Annotated in this window: 8 protein-coding genes; 4 read left to right on the top strand and 4 right to left on the bottom strand. The window is 61.1% G+C overall.

Annotated elements, in window-relative coordinates; genetic code table 11:
• Positions 1-281 precede the first annotated feature (281 nt).
• Entirely contained in the window at positions 282-13265 is a 12984-nt protein-coding gene (locus tag ACA048_RS09385) for a non-ribosomal peptide synthetase (protein WP_497628860.1), read from the top strand.
• A gap of 78 nt (positions 13266-13343) precedes the next feature.
• Here the strand turns inward: ACA048_RS09385 and dsbG are convergent, their stop codons facing one another.
• The 4 genes from dsbG to ACA048_RS09405 form a co-directional block, all read right to left on the bottom strand.
• Positions 13344-14114, bottom strand: a complete 771-nt coding sequence (dsbG, locus tag ACA048_RS09390) for a thiol:disulfide interchange protein DsbG (protein ID WP_497628861.1) — start codon at positions 14112-14114, stop codon at positions 13344-13346.
• The gene (locus ACA048_RS09395) at positions 14090-14956 is read right to left on the bottom strand and encodes a TlpA family protein disulfide reductase (protein ID WP_497628862.1); all 867 of its coding nucleotides are present in this window, start codon (positions 14954-14956) and stop codon (positions 14090-14092) included. Before ACA048_RS09395 ends, dsbG begins: the two co-directional genes overlap by 25 nt.
• Positions 14956-16689, bottom strand: a complete 1734-nt coding sequence (dsbD, locus tag ACA048_RS09400; RefSeq protein WP_497628863.1) for a protein-disulfide reductase DsbD — start codon at positions 16687-16689, stop codon at positions 14956-14958. Before dsbD ends, ACA048_RS09395 begins: the two co-directional genes overlap by 1 nt.
• A gap of 89 nt (positions 16690-16778) precedes the next feature.
• Complete coding sequence (locus tag ACA048_RS09405; protein WP_497628864.1) at positions 16779-17474, bottom strand: hypothetical protein; 696 nt, start codon at positions 17472-17474, stop codon at positions 16779-16781.
• A 264-nt stretch (positions 17475-17738) separates the two neighbouring features.
• Between ACA048_RS09405 and ACA048_RS09410 the strand changes: the two genes are divergently transcribed.
• The 3 genes from ACA048_RS09410 to ACA048_RS09420 all read left to right on the top strand — a co-directional run bounded on the left by ACA048_RS09410 (position 17739) and on the right by ACA048_RS09420 (position 21294).
• Positions 17739-18419 carry a response regulator gene (locus ACA048_RS09410; RefSeq protein ID WP_497628865.1) on the top strand — a complete coding sequence of 227 codons (681 nt, stop codon included), beginning with the start codon at positions 17739-17741 and terminating at the stop codon, positions 18417-18419.
• A complete protein-coding gene (locus tag ACA048_RS09415; RefSeq protein WP_497628866.1) occupies positions 18416-19741 on the top strand; it encodes an ATP-binding protein in 1326 nt (441 codons plus the stop codon). The genes ACA048_RS09410 and ACA048_RS09415 overlap by 4 nt, the downstream gene beginning before the upstream one ends.
• 140 nt (positions 19742-19881) lie before the next feature.
• Positions 19882-21294, top strand: coding sequence for an aspartate aminotransferase family protein (locus tag ACA048_RS09420; RefSeq protein WP_497628867.1), 1413 nt, complete (start codon positions 19882-19884; stop codon positions 21292-21294).
• The last annotated feature ends 75 nt before the right edge of the window (positions 21295-21369 follow it).

Consider the following 21369-nt stretch of genomic DNA (forward strand, 5'->3'; position numbering starts at 1 on the left):
TGAGAAAGAGAACTAATGCGCCTCCGTGGTGCAAAGTGCGAACTGCCGCACGCCGATGCCCTTGCATGCCGCACCCATTACCGCTGGCTCTCAGGCCTGCCGACTAATTATTTCAAGACGTCATCCGTTCTCTTTGGTGAAAGGCGCAGGGTAAATCCCGGCCACACCCGCATTCCAATTGCCTTGCGCGGTCGGCGAAAGCCGCGTCCTGCACGCCTTCCCATGGGCGTGACGTTAGAAAACCGATTCCACTTGCAAGCCGAAATCAGGCAGGAAACCTCATGACCGACGCGTTCGAACTCCCAAGCACTCTGGTCCAAGCTCTCCAGCGCCGGGCGGCCCTGACGCCGGATCGGGTGGCCTTGCGTTTTCTCGCCGACACCCCGGATCAGGCTGTTGTACTCAGCTATCGCGAGCTGGATCAGCGCGCGCGAACCATTGCCGGAGCGTTGCAGGCCCAAGCGGAGTTTGGCGACCGTGCGGTGCTGCTGTTTCCCAGTGGCCCGGATTATGTTGCCGCGTTTTTTGGCTGTTTGTACGCGGGGGTGATCGCAGTGCCGGCCTATCCGCCGGAGTCGGCTAAACGTCACCACCAGGAGCGTCTGCTGTCGATCATCAGCGATGCCGAGCCGCGCGTGCTGCTGACCCGTGCTGATCTGCACGATGCATTGCAGCAGATTGAAGAGGCGCCGTTGCTGCTCTGCGTCGACACCCTCGATGCGCAATGGGCGAATCGCTGGATCGAGCCGAACCTCGAAGACGACCACATTGCCTTCCTGCAATACACCTCCGGTTCCACCGCGTTGCCCAAAGGCGTGCAAGTCAGCCACGGCAACCTGGTGGCCAATGAACTGTTGATTCGCCACGGCTTTGGTATCGATCTGAACCCTGACGACGTGATCGTCAGCTGGCTGCCGCTGTACCACGACATGGGGTTGATCGGTGGTCTGTTGCAGCCGATTTTCAGCGGTGTGCCATGTGTGTTGATGTCGCCAGCGTACTTCCTCGGTCGGCCATTGCGCTGGCTGGAAGCGATCAGCGATTACGGTGGCACCATCAGTGGCGGACCGGATTTTGCCTATCGGCTGTGCAGCGAACGCGTCAGCGAATCGGCCCTGGAGCGGCTCGACCTGAGTGGCTGGCGTGTGGCGTATTCCGGTTCCGAACCGATTCGCCTCGACACCCTGGAACGCTTCGCCGAGAAATTCGCGCCGCGCGGTTTTACCCCGGACAGCTTCATGGCGTCTTACGGGCTGGCCGAAGCGACGTTGTTCGTTGCCGGCAGCCCTCGCGGGCGGGGCATTGGCAACCTGCGCGTGGACGATCAAGCCTTGGCGCAAAACCGGGCGGAGTCGGGCGAGGGCCGCGCGGTCATGAGTTGTGGCATTAGCCAGCCGGACCACGCGGTGCTGATTGTCGATCCGGTCGCGCTCACTGAACGGGCCGACAATGCCGCCGGCGAAGTCTGGGCCTGCGGGCCGAGCATCGCCCTCGGCTATTGGCGCAACCCCGAGGCCAGCGCCAAGACTTTCGTTCAGCACGACGGCCAGACCTGGCTGCGCACCGGAGACCTGGGCTTTATGCGCGACGGTGAACTGTTCATCACCGGACGCCTGAAAGACATGCTGATCGTCCGCGGACACAACCTTTATCCGCAGGACATCGAACAGACCATCGAGCGTGAAGTGGACGTGGTGCGCAAAGGTCGCGTCGCCGCCTTCGCGGTAAACAACGACGGCCAGGAAGGCATTGGCATCGCCGCCGAAATCAGCCGCAGCGTGCAGAAAATCCTGCCCCCCGAAGCACTGATCAACGCCATCCGCCAATCTGTGGCCGAGGCCTTTCAGGAAGCGCCGAGCGTGGTGGTACTGCTCAATCCGGGCGCGTTGCCCAAAACCTCCAGCGGCAAGTTGCAACGCTCGGCGTGCCGCAATCGCCTGGCGGACGGCAGTCTCGACAGCTATGCGCTGTTTCCGACAGCGCTGACCGAGCGTGAAGGAAAGTCCGAATCGGCTTCTGAATTGCAAACCCTGATCGGCCAGATCTGGGGCGAACAATTGCAGGTCAAGCAGATCAATGCAGACGACCACTTCTTCCTGCTCGGCGGCAACTCCATCGCTGCCACTCAAGTGGTCGCGCGGCTGCGTGAAGAGCTGAGTCTGGAGCTGAACCTGCGCCTGCTGTTTGAAGCGCCGACCCTCGGTGCGTTTGCCATCGCTGTGGCTCAGCAGCAACAGGATGGCGGCGTGGCCCAAGGGGCGATAACGCCGTTGTCGCGCACCGAAGCCATGCCGCAATCGCTGGCGCAAAATCGCCTGTGGATCACCTGGCAACTCGACCCGCACAGCATCGCCTACAACATTCCCGGTGCGTTGCGTTTGCGCGGCGAGCTGGATGAAGACGCGCTGCGCGCCAGCTTTCAGCAGCTGATTGAACGCCACGAATCCCTGCGCACGCGGTTCTTCGAGCGTGACGGTGTGGCGCTGCAACAGGTGGATGCCGCCGCTGAGTTCAACCTGCAAATGATCGACATCAGCGACCTGCCCGCTACCGAGCGTGAAGCCCGCGTAGAACAGATCCGTGAAGACGAAGCCCGTACTCAGTTCGATCTGGAGAAAGGTCCGCTGCTGTGGGTAACCCTGGTGCGCCTCGCTGACGAGGAGCATCAATTGCTGGTAACGATGCACCACATCATCGCCGACGGTTGGTCGTTGAACGTGCTGATCGACGAGTTCTCGCGCCTGTACGCCGCCGCGTCCCAAGGGCAAACCGCAGTGCTTGCAGCATTGTCGACCCAATACGCCGACTACGGCAGCTGGCAGCGCCAATGGCTGGCGCAAGGCGAGGGCGAGCGTCAGCTGGCTTACTGGAAAGCTCAGTTGGGCGACGAACACCCGACTCTCAATCTCGCCACCGACCACCCGCGCTCAGCGCAATTCACTCACAGCGCTGCCCGCCATACCGTGGGTTTGGACGCGACCTTGAGCGATGCCATTCGCCAGACCGCGCAGGCTCATGAATCAACACCGTTCATGCTGTTGCTCGCCGCGTTCCAGAGTCTGTTGCACCGCTACAGCGGCCAGCAGGATATCCGTATCGGTGTGCCGAATGCCAACCGTCCACGCCTGGACACCCAAGGGCTGATTGGTTTCTTCATCAACACTCAAGTGCTGCGTGCCGAGGTGGATTCGCGACAGCCATTTGCTGAGTTGTTGGCGCAAACCCGTCAGAGCGCATTGGGCGCCCAGGCGCATCAAGACCTGCCCTTTGAACAACTGCTCGAAGCGTTCCCGCAAGCCCGCGAACAAGGCCTGTTCCAGGTCCTGTTCAACCACCAGCAACGGGACTTGAGCGCGCTGCGTCGCCTGCCGGGATTGCTCGCCGAAGAGCTGCCATGGCACAGCCGCGAAGCCAAGTTCGACCTGCAACTGCACAGCGAAGAAGACCAAAAGGGTCGCCTCAGCTTGTCCTTCGACTACGCCAGCGAACTGTTCGACTCGGCGACCATCGAGCGTCTGGCCGAACACTTCAGCAACCTGTTGCGCGCCATTTGCGAACAACCTGGCACCGCCATCGGCGACCTGCCGTTGCTGACCCCGAACGAGCTCGACCAGCAAACAGCCTGGAGCACCGCGCCCTGCACGCCTGCCGGCCAATGGTTACCGCAATTACTCAACGAGCAGGCGAAGTTGACGCCGGAATGCACCGCCCTGATGTGGGACGGTGGGGCCATGGACTTCGCGGACCTGCACACCCAAGCCAACCGCTTCGCGCATTACCTGCGCGACAAAGGTGTCGGCCCGGATGTGCGCGTGGCCATCGCTGCCGAGCGTTCGCCGCAATTGCTGATCGGCGTGCTGGCGATCATCAAGGCCGGTGGCGCGTACGTGCCGCTGGACCCGGACTACCCGGCCGACCGCCTGGCCTACATGCTCAGCGATAGCGGCGTCGAATTGCTGCTGACCCAAACCGCACTGCTCGAGCGTATGCCGGCCGCCAATGGCGTCAGCGTGATTGCCATGGACGCGCTCACTCTCGACCGTTGGCCAAGCCATGCGCCGGGACTGCATGTGCACGGCGACAACCTTGCCTACGTGATTTACACCTCGGGCTCCACCGGTCAGCCAAAGGGTGTCGGCAATACCCACGCGGCGCTTGCCGAGCGACTGCAATGGATGCAGAACACCTATCGCCTGAACGACACCGATGTGCTGATGCAAAAGGCGCCGATCAGTTTCGACGTGTCGGTGTGGGAATGCTTCTGGCCGTTGATCACCGGCGCACGTTTGCTGATTGCCGGCCCCGGCGAACACCGTGATCCGCATCGCATTGCGCAACTGGTTCAGCAGTACGGCGTCACCACGCTGCACTTTGTACCGCCGCTGCTTTCGTTGTTCATCGACGAACCGCTCACCGCGCAATGCACCAGCCTGCGCCGTGTGTTCTCCGGTGGCGAAGCCTTGCCGGCGGAACTGCGCAACCGCGTGCTGGAACAACTGCCCGCTGTGCAACTGCACAACCGTTATGGCCCGACCGAAACCGCGATCAACGTTACCCATTGGCATTGCACCACGGCCGATGGCGAGCGCTCGCCGATTGGCCGTCCATTGGGCAACGTCATATGTCGCGTGCTCGACAGCGACCTCAACCCCGTACCGGCCGGTGTACCCGGCGAGCTGTGCATCAGTGGCATCGGGTTGGCGCGCGGCTATCTGGGCCGTCCGGGCCTGACTGCGGAACGCTTTGTCGTCGATCCGCTGGGCGCGCAAGGCGCACGTCTTTACCGCACCGGTGACCGTGCACGCTGGACCGCTGATGGCGTGATCGAATACCTCGGTCGCGTCGATCAGCAGGTCAAACTGCGGGGTTTTCGTGTCGAACCGCAAGAGATCGAAGCGCGTTTGCTGGCGCAGCATGGCGTCGCGCAAGCCTTGGTGCTGGTGCGCGAGACGGCGGTCGGCGAGCAGTTGATCGGCTACTACACCACCACTGAAGCCAGCGAAACCGAGGACGTTCAAACCGCACGCCTGAACACCGCGTTGGCGGCTGAACTGCCGGAATACATGGTGCCAGCGCAGTTGATGCGATTGGCCCAAATGCCCCTGAGCCCGAGCGGCAAGCTCGACCGCCGCGCCTTGCCCGAGCCGCAATGGCAAGTACGCGAACACATCGAACCAGTCACTGCACTGGAGCAACAGATCGCCGGCATCTGGCGCGAAGTGCTGGGCCAGACTCAAATCGGTTTGCGCGACGACTTCTTCGCCCTCGGCGGCCATTCGTTGCTGGCTACGCAAATCATCTCCCGCACCCGCCAGGCCTGCGACGTCGAATTGCCGCTGCGTGTGTTGTTCGAGAACAGTGAGCTGGGCGCGTTCGCCCAGCAGGTTCGGCTGATTCAGGTCAGCGGCAACACCAACCAGCAGCCACCGATAGAGCAAGTCGACCGCTGCCAGCCGGTGCCACTGTCCTATTCCCAGCAGCGCATGTGGTTCCTCTGGCAGATGGAGCCGGACAGCCCGGCGTACAACGTGGGTGGCATGGCGCGGCTGCGTGGCGTGCTGGATGTCGGGCGTTTCGAAGAGGCGCTGCAAGCGCTGATCCTGCGTCACGAAACCCTGCGCACCACGTTCCCGAGCGTCGATGGCGTGGCTTGGCAACAGGTCCATGCGCAATCCGGCCTGTGCATGAGCTGGAAGGATTTTTCGGCACTGGCTGGCGAAGTCCGCGAGCAACGGGTCCAGCAATTGGCTGACGACGAGGCGCATACACCTTTCGATCTGGAAAGCGGCCCGCTGCTGCGTGCCTGCCTGGTCAAGACCGCCGAGCTCGAACATTACCTGGTGCTGACCCTGCACCACATCGTCACCGAAGGCTGGGCGATGGACATTTTCGCCCGTGAATTGAGCGCGCTCTACGAAGCCTTTGTCGATGACCGCGAATCACCGCTGGCGCCGCTGCCAGTGCAGTATCTGGATTACAGCGTCTGGCAGCGTCAATGGCTCGAGTCTGGCGAACGTCGGCGCCAACTCGATTACTGGACCGCGCAACTGGGCCGTGAACACCCGCTACTGGAATTGCCAGCGGACCGACCGCGTCCACCCGTGCAAAGTCATCAGGGCGAACTGTTCCGTTTCGACCTGAGCGATGTCCTCGCTGCACGAGTCCGCGCCTTCAATGCGCAAAACGGTCTGACCCTTTTCATGACCATGACTGCCGCGCTGGCCGTGCTGCTTTACCGCTACAGTGGCCAGACCGATCTGCGCATCGGTGCTCCAGTGGCCAATCGGATTCGTCCGGAAAGCGAAGGGCTGATCGGGGCATTCCTCAACACCCAAGTGCTGCGTTGCCAGCTCGACGGGCAGATGTCCGTCGGTGAACTGTTCGAGCAGGTGCGCCACACGGTGATCGAAGGCCAGTCCCACCAGGACCTTCCGTTTGACCATTTGGTGGAAGTGTTGCAGCCATCGCGCAGCGCCGCTTACAACCCGCTGTTCCAAGTGATGTGCAACGTGCAGCGCTGGGAGTTCCAGCAGAGCCGCACCTTGGCCGGAATGACGGTCGAGTACCTGGCCAATGATGCGCGAGCGACCAAGTTTGACCTCAATCTGGAAGTCACCGACCTCGATCATCGCCTCGGTTGCTGCCTGACCTACAGCACGGATCTGTTCGATGAGCTGCGCATTGCGCGCATGGCCGGGCATTGGCGCAATTTGCTGGAAGCGCTGCTGGCCGACCCGCAACAGCGCCTCAGTGAACTGCCATTGCTGGAAATCAACGAACAGCAAACACTGCTCGATAGCCTCGGCACCGAACCGGGCGAGCATCGTCTCGACCAGTGTATTCATTACCTGTTCAGCGAGCAGGCACTGACGCGAAAAGACGCGCCGGCCCTGACCTTTGCCGGGCAAACCCTGAGTTATGCCGAACTCGACAGCCGCGCCAATCAACTGGCCTGGATGCTCCGCGAGCGCGGCGTCGGCCCGCAGGTGCGCGTCGGTCTGGCCCTTGAGCGGTCGCTGGAAATGGTCATCGGCCTGCTGGCGATCCTCAAGGCCGGCGGCGCCTATGTGCCGCTGGACCCGGAATATCCGTTGGACCGCTTGCATTACATGATCGAAGACAGCGGCATCGGTTTGCTGCTCAGCGATGCGGCGATGTTTGAAGCCCTCGGTGAGTTGCCGACAACGGTCGCGCGCTGGTGCCTGGAAATGGGCGCCATTGGGCTGGCCAATTACCCGACCACCGAACTGCCGTTTATCAGCCTGCCGCAACATCAGGCCTACTTGATTTACACCTCCGGCTCCACCGGCAAACCGAAGGGTGTGGTGGTGTCTCACGGTGAGATCGCCATGCATTGCCAAGCCGTCATTCAACGCTTTGGCATGCGCCCGGACGACTGCGAACTGCATTTCTATTCCATCAACTTCGACGCCGCGACCGAGCGTTTGCTGGTACCCCTGTTGAGCGGTGCGCAAGTGGTTTTGCGGGCGCAAGGGCAGTGGGATGCGCAAGAAATCTGCGGTTTGATTCGTCGGCACCACATCAACATCCTCGGCTTCACCCCGAGCTACGGCAGCCAATTGGCGCAATGGCTGGCGACCCAGGGCGAAACCCTGCCGGTGCGCATGTGCATCACCGGTGGCGAAGCACTGACCGGCGAACACCTGGCGCGCATCCGCGCAGCGTTCAAACCGAACCTGTTTTTCAATGCTTACGGTCCGACGGAAACCGTGGTCATGCCACTGGCCAGTCTCGCGCCCGAACAGCTGGAAGAAGGCCAGGGCAGCGTGCCGATTGGCAGCGTGATTGGCGCGCGGGTGGCGTACATTCTCGATGCGAACCTGGCCCTCATACCGCAAGGGGCGACCGGCGAGTTGTACGTCGGCGGCGCCGGTCTGGCGCAGGGTTATCACCAGCGTCCGGGCATGACCGCTGAACGTTTCGTTGTCGATCCGTTTGCCGCCAACGGCGGGCGCCTGTACCGCACCGGCGACCTGGTGCGCCAACGCGCCGATGGGCTGGTGGAGTACCTCGCACGCATCGACCATCAAGTGAAGATTCGCGGTTTCCGTATCGAGTTGGGCGAGATCGAAACCCGCCTGCTGGAACATACATCGATCCGTGAAGCCGTGGTGCTGGCGCTTGATGCGCCGAGCGGCAAACAACTGGTGGGTTATCTGGTCACCGAGACTGCCGAGCAGGACGAAGCGCAACAAGCGGCACTGCGCGAAGCCCTCAAGACGCATCTCAAATCCCGACTGCCGGATTACATGGTGCCGACGCACTTGATCCTGCTCGCTAGCATGCCGCTGACCGCCAACGGAAAACTGGACCGCCGTGCATTGCCGGCGCCGGACCCGGAACTGAACCGTCAGCACTATGTGGCGCCGAGCAATGCGCTTGAACTGACCCTGGCCGCGATCTGGTGCGAAGTGCTGAACGTCGCGCAGGTTGGCCTCAACGACAACTTCTTCGAACTGGGCGGCGATTCGATTCTGTCGATTCAGGTGGTCAGCCGGGCGCGGCAGCAGGGCATTCATTTCAGCCCGCGTGACTTGTTCCAGCACCAGACCGTGCAAACCCTGGCCACCGTGGCGACCCGCACCGAACAGGCCACCGCTGAGCAAGGCTTGCTCACGGGTGAATCGCGTCTGACGCCGATCCAGCATTGGTTCTTCGATACCGACATCCCGGAGCGCCAACACTGGAACCAGGCGTTGCTGCTGGAACCGACCGTGGCGCTGGAACCCCATCGTCTGGAGCAAGCGCTGCTGGCGGTGATCGAGCAGCATGACGCCTTGCGCCTGCGCTTCACCGAAAACGCCGGGCAATGGCGGGCTGAGCATCAACGGGTGTCCGACACCGAGTTGTTGTGGCAAGTGCGCGTGCCGGCCATGGACCAGTGCGAGGCGTTGTTTGCCGATGCCCAGCGCAGTCTCGACCTCGAAACGGGACCGTTGCTGCGTGCGTTGCTGGTCGATGGCCCCGAGGGGCAACAACGGCTGTTCATCGCCATTCACCACCTGGTGGTCGACGGTGTTTCGTGGCGGGTACTGCTGGACGATTTGCAAACGGTTTACCGTCAACTGGAGGCAAGGCAAGCGGTCAATCTGCCGGCCAAAACCAGTGCCTTCAAGGACTGGGCAGCACGTTTGCAGGCGTACGCCGGCAGCGGGTCCCTGCGCGAAGAACTGAGCGGGTGGCAGTCGCTACTGGCCGGGCCTGATGTCGCGCTGCCGTGCGATCGTTCCGATGGCGGCCAGCAGAATCGTCATGCACACACCGTCAGCGTGCGCCTCGATGCAGAGCGCACACGGCAATTGCTGCAACAGGCCCCGAGTGCCTACCGCACGCAGGTCAACGACCTGTTGCTGACGGCGTTGGCCCGCGTGGTGTGTCGCTGGAGCGGTGACCAATCGGCGCTGATTCAACTGGAAGGCCACGGCCGCGAAACCCTGTTCGACGAGATCGACCTGACCCGCACCGTGGGCTGGTTTACCAGCGCCTACCCGCTGCGGCTGACCCCGCTGGAGGGGCAGGGCGCCTCGATCAAGGCGATCAAGGAACAACTGCGCGCCGTGCCGCATAAAGGCTTGGGTTATGGCGTGCTGCGTTATCTGGCCGACGACCTGTGCCGCCAGACCATGGCGGCGCTGCCGGCAGCATCAATCACCTTCAACTACCTCGGTCAGTTCGACCAGAGCTTTGGTGCTGATGCCTTATTCCGCCCGCTTGATGAACCGGTCGGCGCGGCCCACGATCCGCACGCGCCGCTGCCCAATGAGCTGAGCATCGACAGTCAGGTCTATGGCGGTGAACTGGTGCTGCGCTGGACCTTCAGCGCCGAACGTCACGACCCGCACACCATCGCTGATTTGGCAGACGCTTATCTGGGCGAACTGCAAGACCTGATCGAGCATTGCCTGCAAGACGATGCGGGCGGCCTGACGCCGTCGGACTTCCCGTTGGCGAAACTGACTCAAGCGCAACTTGACGCGCTGCCGGTTCCGGCGGCCGTGATCGAAGACGTCTACCCGTTGACTCCGATGCAGGAAGGCATGCTGCTGCACACCTTGCTGGAGCCGGGCACCGGGCTCTATTACATGCAGGACCGTTACCGCATCAACAGCGAACTCGATTCGCAGCGCTTCGCCCAGGCCTGGCAAGCAGTGATCGCCCGTCACGAAGCCCTGCGCGCGTCGTTCTGCTGGAACGTCGGCGAAGACATGCTGCAAGTGATCCACAAGCCAGGCAGCACGCCGATTGAGTACCTCGACTGGAGCGCGATGGCCGAATCCGAGCAAGAGCCGATGTTGCAGGCCTTGCTGAAAAGCGAACGCGAAACCGGCTTCGATCTGCTCAACCAGGCACCGTTCCACCTGCGTTTGATCAAGGTCGGCGCGGCGCGTTACTGGTTCATGATGAGCAATCACCACATCCTGATCGATGCCTGGTGCCGCTCACTGTTGATGAACGATTTCTTTGAGATTTACACCGCCCTCGGCGAGGGCCGCGAAGCGCAATTGGCCATGCCACCGCGTTACCGCGACTACATCGGCTGGCTGCAACGCCAGAGCCTCGCCGAAGCGCGGCAATGGTGGAAAACCAACCTGCAAGGCTTCGAACGGACCACGCCGATCCCGAGTGATCGACCGTTCCTGCATGAACATGCCGGCGACAGCGGCGGCATGATTGTCGGCGACCGCTACACCAGGCTCGATGCCCGCGACGGCGCACAATTGCGCGAACTGGCGCAGACGCATCAGCTGACCATCAACACCTTCGCCCAAGCTGCATGGGCCTTGGTGCTGCGACGTTTGAGCGGTGATCGCGACGTGCTGTTCGGCGTCACGGTGGCCGGGCGTCCGGTGGACATGCCGCAGATGCAACGCACGGTCGGGCTGTTCATCAACAGCATTGCGCTGCGGGTGAAAATGCCCGCAGACGATCAACGTTGTAGCGTCCGCCAATGGCTGAGCGATTTGCTCGACAGCAACATGCAGCTGCGTGAGTACGAATATTTGCCGCTGGTGAGCATTCAGGAAACCAGCGAACTGCCCAAGGGCCAGCCGCTGTTCGACAGCCTGTTCGTATTCGAAAACGCCCCCGTGGAAGTGTCGGTGCTGGACCGTGCGCAAAGCCTCAACGCGACCTCTGATTCGGGCCGCACTCACACCAACTTCCCGCTGACGGCGGTGTGCTATCCGGGCGATGACCTCGGCTTACACCTGTCTTACGACCAGCGCTACTTCGATGAGTCGACGGTCGAACGCATGCTCGGCGAGTTCAAGCGGTTGCTGCTGGCGCTGGTCGAAGGCTTCCATGGCGACATGGCCGAATTGGCGCTGCTGGGTGCCGAGGAGCAGGACTTCCTGGTCCATGACTGCAATCAGAGCGCACACGAGTACCCGCAGGAGCAAAGTTACGTCGCATTGTTCGAAGCTCAGGTGGCTGAGCATCCGCAGCGCATTGCCGCCAGTTATCTAGATCAGCAATACAGCTACGTCGAGCTAAACCAGCGCAGTAACCGCCTTGGTCACGCCCTGATCGCCGCCGGTGTCGGGCTGGATCAACCGGTGGCGTTGCTGGCCGAACGTCATCTCGATTTGCTCGGCATGATCATCGGCAGCTTCAAGGCGGGGGCGGGTTATTTGCCGCTGGACCCGGGTCTTCCGAGTCAGCGCCTGAGCCGGATCATTGACCTGAGCCGCACGCCGCTGCTCGTTTGTACGCAAGCCTGCCGCGAACAAGCGCTGGCGTTGCTGGACGAGTCCGGTTGCGCTCAGCGGCCCAAGTTATTGGTTTGGGAAGAGGTGCAGGCGAGCACTGTCTCAGTGACTAATCCGGGCATCTACAGCGGGCCGGATAACCTCGCCTACGTGATCTACACCTCGGGTTCGACCGGTTTGCCCAAGGGCGTGATGGTCGAGCAGCGCGGCATGCTCAATAACCAGTTGAGCAAGGTGCCGTACCTGAATCTGAGCGATGCCGACGTGATCGCCCAGACTGCTTCGCAAAGCTTCGATATTTCGGTCTGGCAGTTCCTTGCCGCACCGTTGTTCGGTGCACGGGTGGACATCGTGCCGAACGTCATCGCCCATGATCCACAAGGCCTGTTGGCGCACGTTTCGGCGCAGGGCATTACCGTGCTGGAAAGCGTGCCGTCGCTGATTCAGGGCATGCTCGCCCAGGAGCGCATGAGCCTGGACGGCCTGCGCTGGATGCTGCCGACTGGCGAGGCGATGCCGCCGGAACTCGCGCATCAATGGCTGCTGCGCTACCCGGAGATCGGGTTGGTGAATGCCTATGGACCGGCGGAATGTTCGGACGACGTGGCGTTCTTCCGCGTCGACCTGGCCTCGACTCGCGGCAGCTATTTGCCGATTGGTACGCCGACCGACAACAACCGTTTATACCTGCTCGATGGCGCGCTGGAACTGGTGCCGTTGGGTGCGGTGGGTGAGTTGTGCGTGGCAGGCACCGGGGTCGGGCGCGGGTATGTCAGCGATCCGCTGCGCACGGCGCAAGTGTTTGTGCCGAACCCGTTTGGCGCGCCGGGGGGGCGACTGTACCGCACCGGCGACCTGGCCCGTCGGCGCAGTGACGGTGTGCTGGAATACGTCGGGCGTATCGACCATCAAGTGAAGATCCGCGGCTACCGCATCGAACTGGGGGAAATCGAAGCGCGTTTGCACGAACAGCCGGAAGTCCGCGAAGCGGCGGTGGGTGTGCAGGACGGGGTGAGCGGCAAGCATCTGGTCGGTTATCTGGTAGCGGCCGATTCGGTGCTCAATCCGACCGAACGGCTGGAGCGAATCAAGCAACACCTGCGCACCGAGCTGCCGGAATACATGGTGCCGTTACACTGGTTGTGGCTGGATCGCCTGCCGCTCAACGCCAACGGCAAACTTGATCGCAAGGCGCTGCCGGTGCTGGAAATCGGCCAGTTGCAGAGCCAGGATTATCTGGCGCCGCGCAATGAGCTGGAGCAGACGCTGGCGAATATCTGGGCTGAAGTGCTGAAAGTCGAGAAGGTCGGGGTACGCGACAATTTCTTCGAACTGGGCGGGCATTCGTTGCTCGCGACGCAGATTGCATCGCGGGTGCAGAAAGCGCTGAAAAGGGATGTGCCGCTGCGGGCGATGTTTGAATGCAGCACGGTGGCGGAACTGGCTGAGTTCATCGAGCGCTTGGCGGCGAATGACATCACCGAAGAGAAGGTGGATCGGCTGAATGACCTGATGGCGGAACTGGAGGGTTTCTGATTCTCTAGTGCCTGTTCGGGCCCTATCGTCGGAACGAGCCGACTCCGGGCGGCGTTCCGACGATGGGGCCGGCAAGGCCTACTTCGGCCCCAGAATCTTCGCCAACTTATCCGGCGAAGGCGCGCCTTGCTGTTGTTGCAGCTCGCCCTTGTCATCCATGTAGAAAATCGCCGGTGTTGCCTGCAACTCCAGGTCTTCCATCAACTGCATGTTCGCCGCCAGTTTCATCTGAATCGCCGGCGGCACGTCCTTGAGGGCCTTGAGCGAACTCTCCTTGCCAGCCTTTTCGTGTTCTTCCAGCGCTTTGCCCGGATCTTTGGCCGCTAGCAACGCAGCCGATTTGCCCGGACTGTCTTCACGAATGATCCCGACCATGATGTGCCGCAATTGCACCTTGCCGGCCTTCACCCAGGGCCGTGCCTGTTCCCAGAACACGTTGCAGTAAGGGCAGTTCGGATCGCTGAACAGATACACGACACGCGGGGCATCTTTTTTGCCATCACCGATCCAGTTGCTGGCTTCCATCTTGCCCCAGACTTCCTTGGACATTGGCGCGTAAACCAGTTTCTGCAACGGTGCGGCGGTCAGGTCTTTGCCGTCGGCATCGTAGAGGTTGCCGAGCAATACATGTTTGCCATCAGGGGTCAGGTACAGCGCCATGCCACGGTTCTGGTATTGCGCTGCGTAACCTCGCAAGCCGTCGGGTGCATCGAACTGGCCGACGATTTTCGCGCCCTTGGCTTCGATCTTCTTGATCGCTTCAGGCAGTTCTTCAGCGGCCTGTACCGACGGCAGGTGCAGCAGGGCGGCGCCCAGGGTCAGCGTCAGCAGGTGGCAGAGGCGGGGCATGGCAGTTTCCTTGAAGAGGGGGACGGTGTGGCAGAAGCAGGGGTGTCGAAGTTTTCCAGGGCGCGGGCCAGGCTGGCTTGCGAGAGTTCGCCCAAATGGCTACCGAGCAGGCGACCGTCATTGCTATAGAACAGCGTAGTCGGCAACGCCATCGAACCCACGGCCTGACCCAAACGACCGCCGCCATCGAACAGCACGTTGGTCAGGCTCAGGCCCTGGGTTTCGAGAAAGGTGGCAACGCTTTGCATGCTTTCGGCCTGATTGACGAACAGGAAAGTCAGGTCCGGCCGCTGTTGCTGGGCATTTTCCAGTACCGGCATTTCCCGACGGCACGGCGGGCACCAGGTGGCCCAAAGATTGATCACCAGCGGACCGCCCTGGTAATCGGCCAGTTGCACGGTTTCACCGGCGGCATTGCGCAAGGTGATTTCCGGCAGGCGCGTGCCTTGTTCGTAAATGCCCATGGAGACGGTCGCCAGTAGCCAGAACGCCAGACCGCTGCCCACGCCGAATCCCAGTGGCCGGCGCAAACCCGGACGACGCCAGCCGCGATACAACGCCGCGAGCAGCAACACGATCACCCCAGGCCAGGCGAGAAAACCACCGTCGCGCAGATCGATGATTTGCCACGGATCGTTGCGATAGTGCGCCCAGTAAACGGCGACGAAACTGACCCGGGCTGCCAGCATGCCCATCAGGAACAGGCTGAACAGCACCGACTCGGGGTTCTCGCCACCCCGCTTGGCCACCCACCAGCCGACAACCGTCGCCAGCGCCAGGGCGCTGATCAGCAGCAGATGGTTAAGCGCGATGGCGAAGGTGCCGAGGGTAAATGTCAGCATTAACGGGCGTCTCGGGTCGTAGTCCAGCGTTGCAGGAAGGTGTCGGCATCGACCTCGCCGGTGATGCGCTGGCTGCGACGCTCCTGGCCATCGGCGCCGATCCACAGAAAACTCGGTGGCCCCGGCACTTTATAACGGCCGAGCAGTTCGCGGCTGGCGGCATTGTCGGCGGTGACATCCAGGCGGAGCAAGCGCACATCGTTCAACGCTTGCATCACCTTGGCTTTGCCGAAGACCTGTTTTTCCATGACTTTGCACGAGACGCACCAGTCGGCGTAGTAATCCAGCAGCACCCACTGGCCCTGAGCCTTGGCCGCGTCCAGTTCCCGTTGCAGCGCTTGCGGGTCTTTGATCGTGGTGAAGGCCTCGTGGCCGACAGGTGCGGCGGCACTGGCCGTGTTTGTACCGCGATAGACCTGCAGTGGTTGAAACAAATCGTCGCTGCCGCCCGCTGCACCGATCACCAACAGACTGCCCCACAAACCCAGCAGTAACGAACTGGCGCCGAACACGTGCGCCGTCCGACCAAAACCACTGGACTGGCGCCAGGCGCTGTAAGCCGCCGTCAGCAACAATGCGCCACACAAACCGATCCAGAGTGATTCCTCCAGTACCGGGCGCAACATCAGCAACGCCGTGGCGAGGAACAAGAAACCGAAGATGCCTTTGAGCAGGTTCATCCAGGCGCCGGGTTTGGGCAGGAAGCGGTTGCCGATCGTCACCAGCAGCAACAGCGGCACACCGATGCCGATGCCCATGGCGAACAGAATCAGCCCGCCATGCAGCGCATTACCGCTTTGCGCGATGTAGAGCAGGGCTCCGGCCAGCGGCGCGGTCATGCACGGCCCCACCAGCAAGCCGGACAAGGCGCCCAGCGCGCTGGCGCCGACCAGACTGCCGCCACGCTGATTGCGCGAAACGTTTTCCAGGCGGTCGCGCACGGCCACCGGCAGTTGCAGTTCGAAGAAACCGAACATCGGCAACGCCAAGAGTACAAACACCGCTGCGAAACTGCCCAGCAGCCACGGGTTTTGCAGCAGCGCTTGCAGGTTCGCACCTAGCAGCGCGGCCAATACGCCCATCGCCGCATACACCAGCGCCATGCTCACTACATAGCTGCCCGCCAAGGCAAACCCACGTTTAGGCGTGGCGCCGCTGCCGACAATCAAACCCGCCAGAATCGGTAACATCGGCAACGAGCAGGGCGTGAACGCCAGCAGCAGACCCAAACCGAAAAACACCAGTAAACTCCAGCCCAGCGCCCGTTGTTGCAGGTCACTGGCCAGGGTTTGATCCGGTGCTTCGTTTGCGGCAACCGTGACGTTGCCGCCCAAATCCACGGCTTGCGTCTGCGGTGGATAACACAAACCGGCATCCGCACAGCCCTGGAAACCCACCTTGATCTGACCGGTAGCGCCGGCCGGGATCTTCAATTCCAGACCTTGGCGGTAAACCTGTTGTTCACCGAAAAACTCGTCACTGTGCGCTTCGCCTTCCGGCAGGATGGGTTGCTGATCAACAGGTAACCCATCGAATTTCAGGCGTTTCTGATAAAGGTAATAACCGTCAGTGATCTGCCAATAGAGCTGTGTTTCACCCGATTCAAGGCGTTCTGAGGTAAAGACGAACGCCTTTTCCACCGGCAGAAATTCAGGTTTTGTTTCGAACGGATTGGTCCCTGCCTGGGCCAGACCCGAGATCAAGAGGACAAAAAATACAAACAGACGACGCATGGGTAAGCCTTATCCCTGTGCAGGTGAGGTGCACAATGGGAGGCGGCGATTAACCGATGATTAACCGCGCCTGCGCACACAGTGGGTCCTCAGTCCCTCAACAGCCCAGGCCAATTACCGTCATTGATTTTTATCGGGCCAGTCTCTGCTTTATTATTTTTCAGGTTGTACCTGATGTATTCGTTGTTGGTGAGAAAGATGTAGTAATAAGTATCGACTAGAGGCGCGTCATTTTGCACGGCGCCAATAATTCGATTTTTATACGGCGACAAGCCAGGCCAAGAATCAGGCGTAATTGGCAGGCGTGTTGTTTTGTTGGTGGTGTAATTGAAGGTGATGTAGTGTCCGTCGTTTGTCAGGAAGCGGAATACATTTTTTGGCGCGAAAGTATCCCACCAGGTGCCGGCGACGATAGTGTCAAAATAAGGCGCTAATGAGTGCCATATCGAGTTTTCAAGAAGGTAGTTGGCAACTGGCTTGTCAAGGTCCTGATCGTATTTGCAGACCATTGGTTTGCCAGTGGTGTTATAAAACAACCATAAAATGTCATCGCCCCCACCCCCTGTGCCACCGAGTGCGGGAGCCGTGAATCCGAATCGCAGATTCTTTAATTGGGCATGAACGGCTCCCCAATTATCGGATGTGATGTCGGCAGGAAATCCATTTTCGACGGTGTTTGAACTGATATCAAAGCGAGAGTATTTATTGGTGTCTTTGAAGATGAAGTGAATTTTGTCTTTGCCGGCACGCCAATCAACGGCCACAAAATTTTTGAGTGTTTGCATAATCTGATTCCTTTCAGTTGTTTGAGTTTTTTGTCTGGGTAGTTACTGTGTTTTAGTGTGGTGCAGGGTTATCTTACTTGCATGGATTTAGAACTTGGAATGATTTGTTGTTCTTGTTTGTGTCTGTTTGAAACGGATAATGATCTTTAATTTGAACAAAGGAGTGTCTGACTGAACGTCGGGCTGTTCGCCAGCGATCACTGTTGACATAATTGCCCCTTAATCCTCAGCTGTTTGACTCACGGTTTTACTCCTGGAGCGCCCATGCACGTACTGGTTTGTGAAGACGATGAGCTGATCGCCAGCGGCATTGTCGCCGGCCTGACCGCACAGGGCCTGACGGTCGAGCACGTCGCCACCGCTTCATCTGCGCGCGCGATGCTGAAGGTCGCTGAATTTGACGTCATGGTGCTCGACCTCGGCCTCCCCGACGAAGATGGCCTGAAGCTGTTGCAGCAGCTGCGTCATAAGGGTCTGGAGATTCCGGTGTTGATTCTCACCGCGCGGGATTCAGTGACGGATCGCGTCGATGGCCTGCAAGCTGGCGCTGATGACTACCTGCTCAAGCCGTTCGACCTGCGTGAACTGGCTGCGCGTCTGCACACGTTGCTGCGCCGGGTAGCCGGGCGTAGCGTCAACCTGATCGAACATGGTGCTCTGACTTACAACCCCAGCAGCCGCGAAACCCTGCTTGGCGGACAACCGGTGGACTTGTCGCGCCGCGAGCAGGCGTTGTTGCAGGCCTTGCTGCATAATCGGGGACGCGTGCTCTCCACCGAGCAACTCAAGGACAGCGTCTATGGTTTCAACGACGAACTGGAAAGCAACGCCCTCAACGTCCACATCCATCACCTGCGGCGCAAACTCGGCAACGGAATAGTCGAAACCGTGCGCGGCCTGGGCTATCGCCTGGGCCCGGCTGATGGCGGAGAACACTCGAAGTGATGAGCCTGCGTTTGCGCCTGAGCCTGACCCTCGGCGCCGCTTTTGCTTTGATCTGGGCCTTGGCGGCGGCCTGGATGCTCAGCGATTTGCGTAATCAAATGATGTTTTCCCTCGACCAGCGGCTGGTGGCATCAGCGCGGATGGTCGCCGGGTTGCTGGAGCAATTGCCGGCACTGCCGAGTAAAGGCGAAGGCACGCATTTCAGCGCGGAGCAATTGAACATTCCCGGCGGCATGGCCTGTCAGGTCAGTTCGTTGCGTGGGGAAATTCTCGCCCGCAGTCACAGTGACCCCGAGCAAAAACTGGAAGCCGAGAAAATGGGCTTCCACGATCAGATGATCGACGGCGCACCCTGGCGCAGCTTTACGTTGGCCCGGGGCGATCTGCGCATCACCACGGCCGACCGGCAAATCGAGCGTGAGGCGCTGAACATGTCCATTCTGCTGGCGGCGTCGGTGCCGGTCGGTGTGGCGTTGCTCGGTTGTCTGTGCTTGCTATGGCTGGGGATCGGCCAAGGCTTGGCACCACTCAACCGAATGCGCGATGCGCTGATGCGGCGCAGCGCCGATTCCCTCGAACCGTTGCAGATCCAGCCGCTGCCCAGCGAACTGCAACCGTTGCTGGACACCCAGAACCAGCTGCTCCAGCGGATCGGCAAGACCATCGAGCGCGAGCGACGTCTGACCGGCGATGCGGCGCACGAACTGCGCAGCCCGCTGACCGCGATCAAGACCCACCTGCAAGTGGCGCGCATGACCGACGGTGCGGCGAGGGATCAGTCCCTGGCCCGGGCCGAAGAGGGCGCCGACCGTATGCACCGGACCCTTGAACAACTGCTGTTGCTGGCGCGGGTCGAGGGCAGCCTGTCGTTCGATGACGGCGTACAGTGCAGCGCTGAGCAAGTGGCGAAATTGGCAATTCAGGACGCCGCCAGCGGGGATCGACAGCGAATCAAGCTGCAAATGCCGGGCAAATTCTCCAATGCGCCGGTGCAAATGCCCGCGGTATTGTCGATTGCCGCGTTGCGCAACCTGCTCGACAACGCCTTGCGCCACACCCCAGGCGAGGGGGCCGTGGAATTGAGCCTGGAAACCACCGGCAATCGCGTGCGTTTTCTGGTTCGCGATCATGGGCCGGGGATTGCCGAAAAGGATTTGCAACACCTGACCCAACGCTTCTGGCGCAACGGCCAGAGCACTGGTTGCGGGTTGGGGCTGGCAATTGTGCAGGCGATTGTCCAGCGTTGTGGCTGCACGTTGCGGTTCGACAGCCAGCCAGACGGGCTGCGAGTGGAATTGACCATGCCATTGCAAACCCTCTGACCCGCACTGCAAATCCCTACAGGGGGCCACGCAGTGGCGGGACTTTATGCCTTTCCCATGCACAAAGCGTTGTCGAAGGTGTAAATCCTTGAGCCCCTGATGCGTTTCCAGAACAGGAAACCTTATTGAGGGGTCGAGAGATGTCAGTCGCTACCAGCCTTATCGAAGATCAGCCGGCCCGGATTGTCCCGGCGCCGGCCGAGACGCTGTATCAATTCAACCAATCGCCGCTGCTGGCCCGTCAAAACCAGCAGGAATCCAATGCCCGTAGCTACCCACGACGCATTCCCCTGGCACTGAAACGCGCCAAGGGCATTTATGTCGAGGACGTCGAAGGTCGCCATTTCATCGATTGCCTGGCCGGAGCCGGCACGCTGGCGCTGGGGCATAACCATCCGGTGGTGATCGAAGCGATCCAGCAAGTGCTGACCGATGAGCTGCCGCTGCACACCCTCGACCTGACCACGCCGGTCAAAGACCAGTTTGTGCAGGACCTGTTCGGTTTACTGCCGCCGGCCTTGGCTGCCGAGGCGAAGATCCAGTTCTGTGGCCCCACCGGCACCGACGCGGTGGAAGCCGCGCTGAAACTGGTGCGCACCGCCACCGGACGCAGCACCGTGTTGTCGTTCCAGGGCGGTTATCACGGCATGAGCCAGGGCGCATTGAGCCTGATGGGCAGCCTGGGCCCGAAAAAGCCGTTGGGCGCCTTGCTCAGCAGCGGCGTGCAGTTCATGCCGTACCCGTACGATTACCGTTGCCCGTTTGGCCTTGGTGGTGCGCAAGGCGTGAAGGTCAACCTCAGTTACCTGGAAAACCTGCTGAATGACCCTGAGGCCGGCGTGCAATTGCCCGCCGCTGTGATTGTTGAGGTGGTGCAGGGCGAAGGCGGGGTGATCCCGGCTGATCTGGACTGGCTGCGTGGCGTGCGTCGTATCACCGAAAAGGCTGGCGTGGCGCTGATCGTCGATGAAATCCAGAGCGGGTTTGCCCGTACCGGCAAGATGTTCGCCTTCGAGCACGCAGGCATCATTCCGGACGTGGTGGTGATGTCCAAGGCCATCGGTGGCAGTTTGCCGCTGGCGGTGGTGGTTTACCGCGACTGGCTCGACACCTGGCTGCCGGGCGCGCATGCCGGGACCTTCCGTGGTAATCAGATGGCCATGGCCGCAGGTTCTGCAGTGATGCGTTATCTGGTCGATCACAAGGTGTGCGAGCACGCGACTGCCATGGGCGAGCGCCTGAGCGAACACCTGCGCATCCTGCAGCGGGATTTCCCGCAATTGGGCGATATCCGGGGGCGCGGCTTGATGCTCGGTGTTGAACTGGTCGACCCGACCGGCGCGCCGGATGCTCAAGGCCATCCACCGATATTTGCTCGCCTGGCGCCGCTGGTGCAGCGCGAATGCCTCAAACGCGGGTTGATTCTTGAGTTGGGCGGACGTCACGGCGGCGTGGTTCGCTTCCTGCCGCCGCTGGTAATCACGGCCGCTGAAATTGATCAGGTGGCCGAGATCTTCGGCCGGGCCATGGCTGCAGCCACCGCCAACCTCTAAATTTTTTCGTCCCTTGAACGTTCCTTTTACATACCGGCTGCGCACGCCGCGCAGCCCACCCTACAGCGATGGAGA

The sequence above is a fragment of the Pseudomonas sp. LBUM1659 genome (assembly GCF_059716045.1).

What these genes read in the sequence shown, in the direction of transcription:
- ACA048_RS09385 (WP_497628860.1), top strand. Translation starts at nt 282, where the DNA reads ATGACCGACGCGTTCGAACTCCCAAGCACTCTGGTCCAAGCTCTCCAG.
- dsbG (WP_497628861.1), bottom strand. Translation starts at nt 14,114, where the DNA reads ATGCCCCGCCTCTGCCACCTGCTGACGCTGACCCTGGGCGCCGCCCTG.
- ACA048_RS09395 (WP_497628862.1), bottom strand. Translation starts at nt 14,956, where the DNA reads ATGCTGACATTTACCCTCGGCACCTTCGCCATCGCGCTTAACCATCTG.
- dsbD (WP_497628863.1), bottom strand. Translation starts at nt 16,689, where the DNA reads ATGCGTCGTCTGTTTGTATTTTTTGTCCTCTTGATCTCGGGTCTGGCC.
- ACA048_RS09405 (WP_497628864.1), bottom strand. Translation starts at nt 17,474, where the DNA reads ATGCAAACACTCAAAAATTTTGTGGCCGTTGATTGGCGTGCCGGCAAA.
- ACA048_RS09410 (WP_497628865.1), top strand. Translation starts at nt 17,739, where the DNA reads ATGCACGTACTGGTTTGTGAAGACGATGAGCTGATCGCCAGCGGCATT.
- ACA048_RS09420 (WP_497628867.1), top strand. Translation starts at nt 19,882, where the DNA reads ATGTCAGTCGCTACCAGCCTTATCGAAGATCAGCCGGCCCGGATTGTC.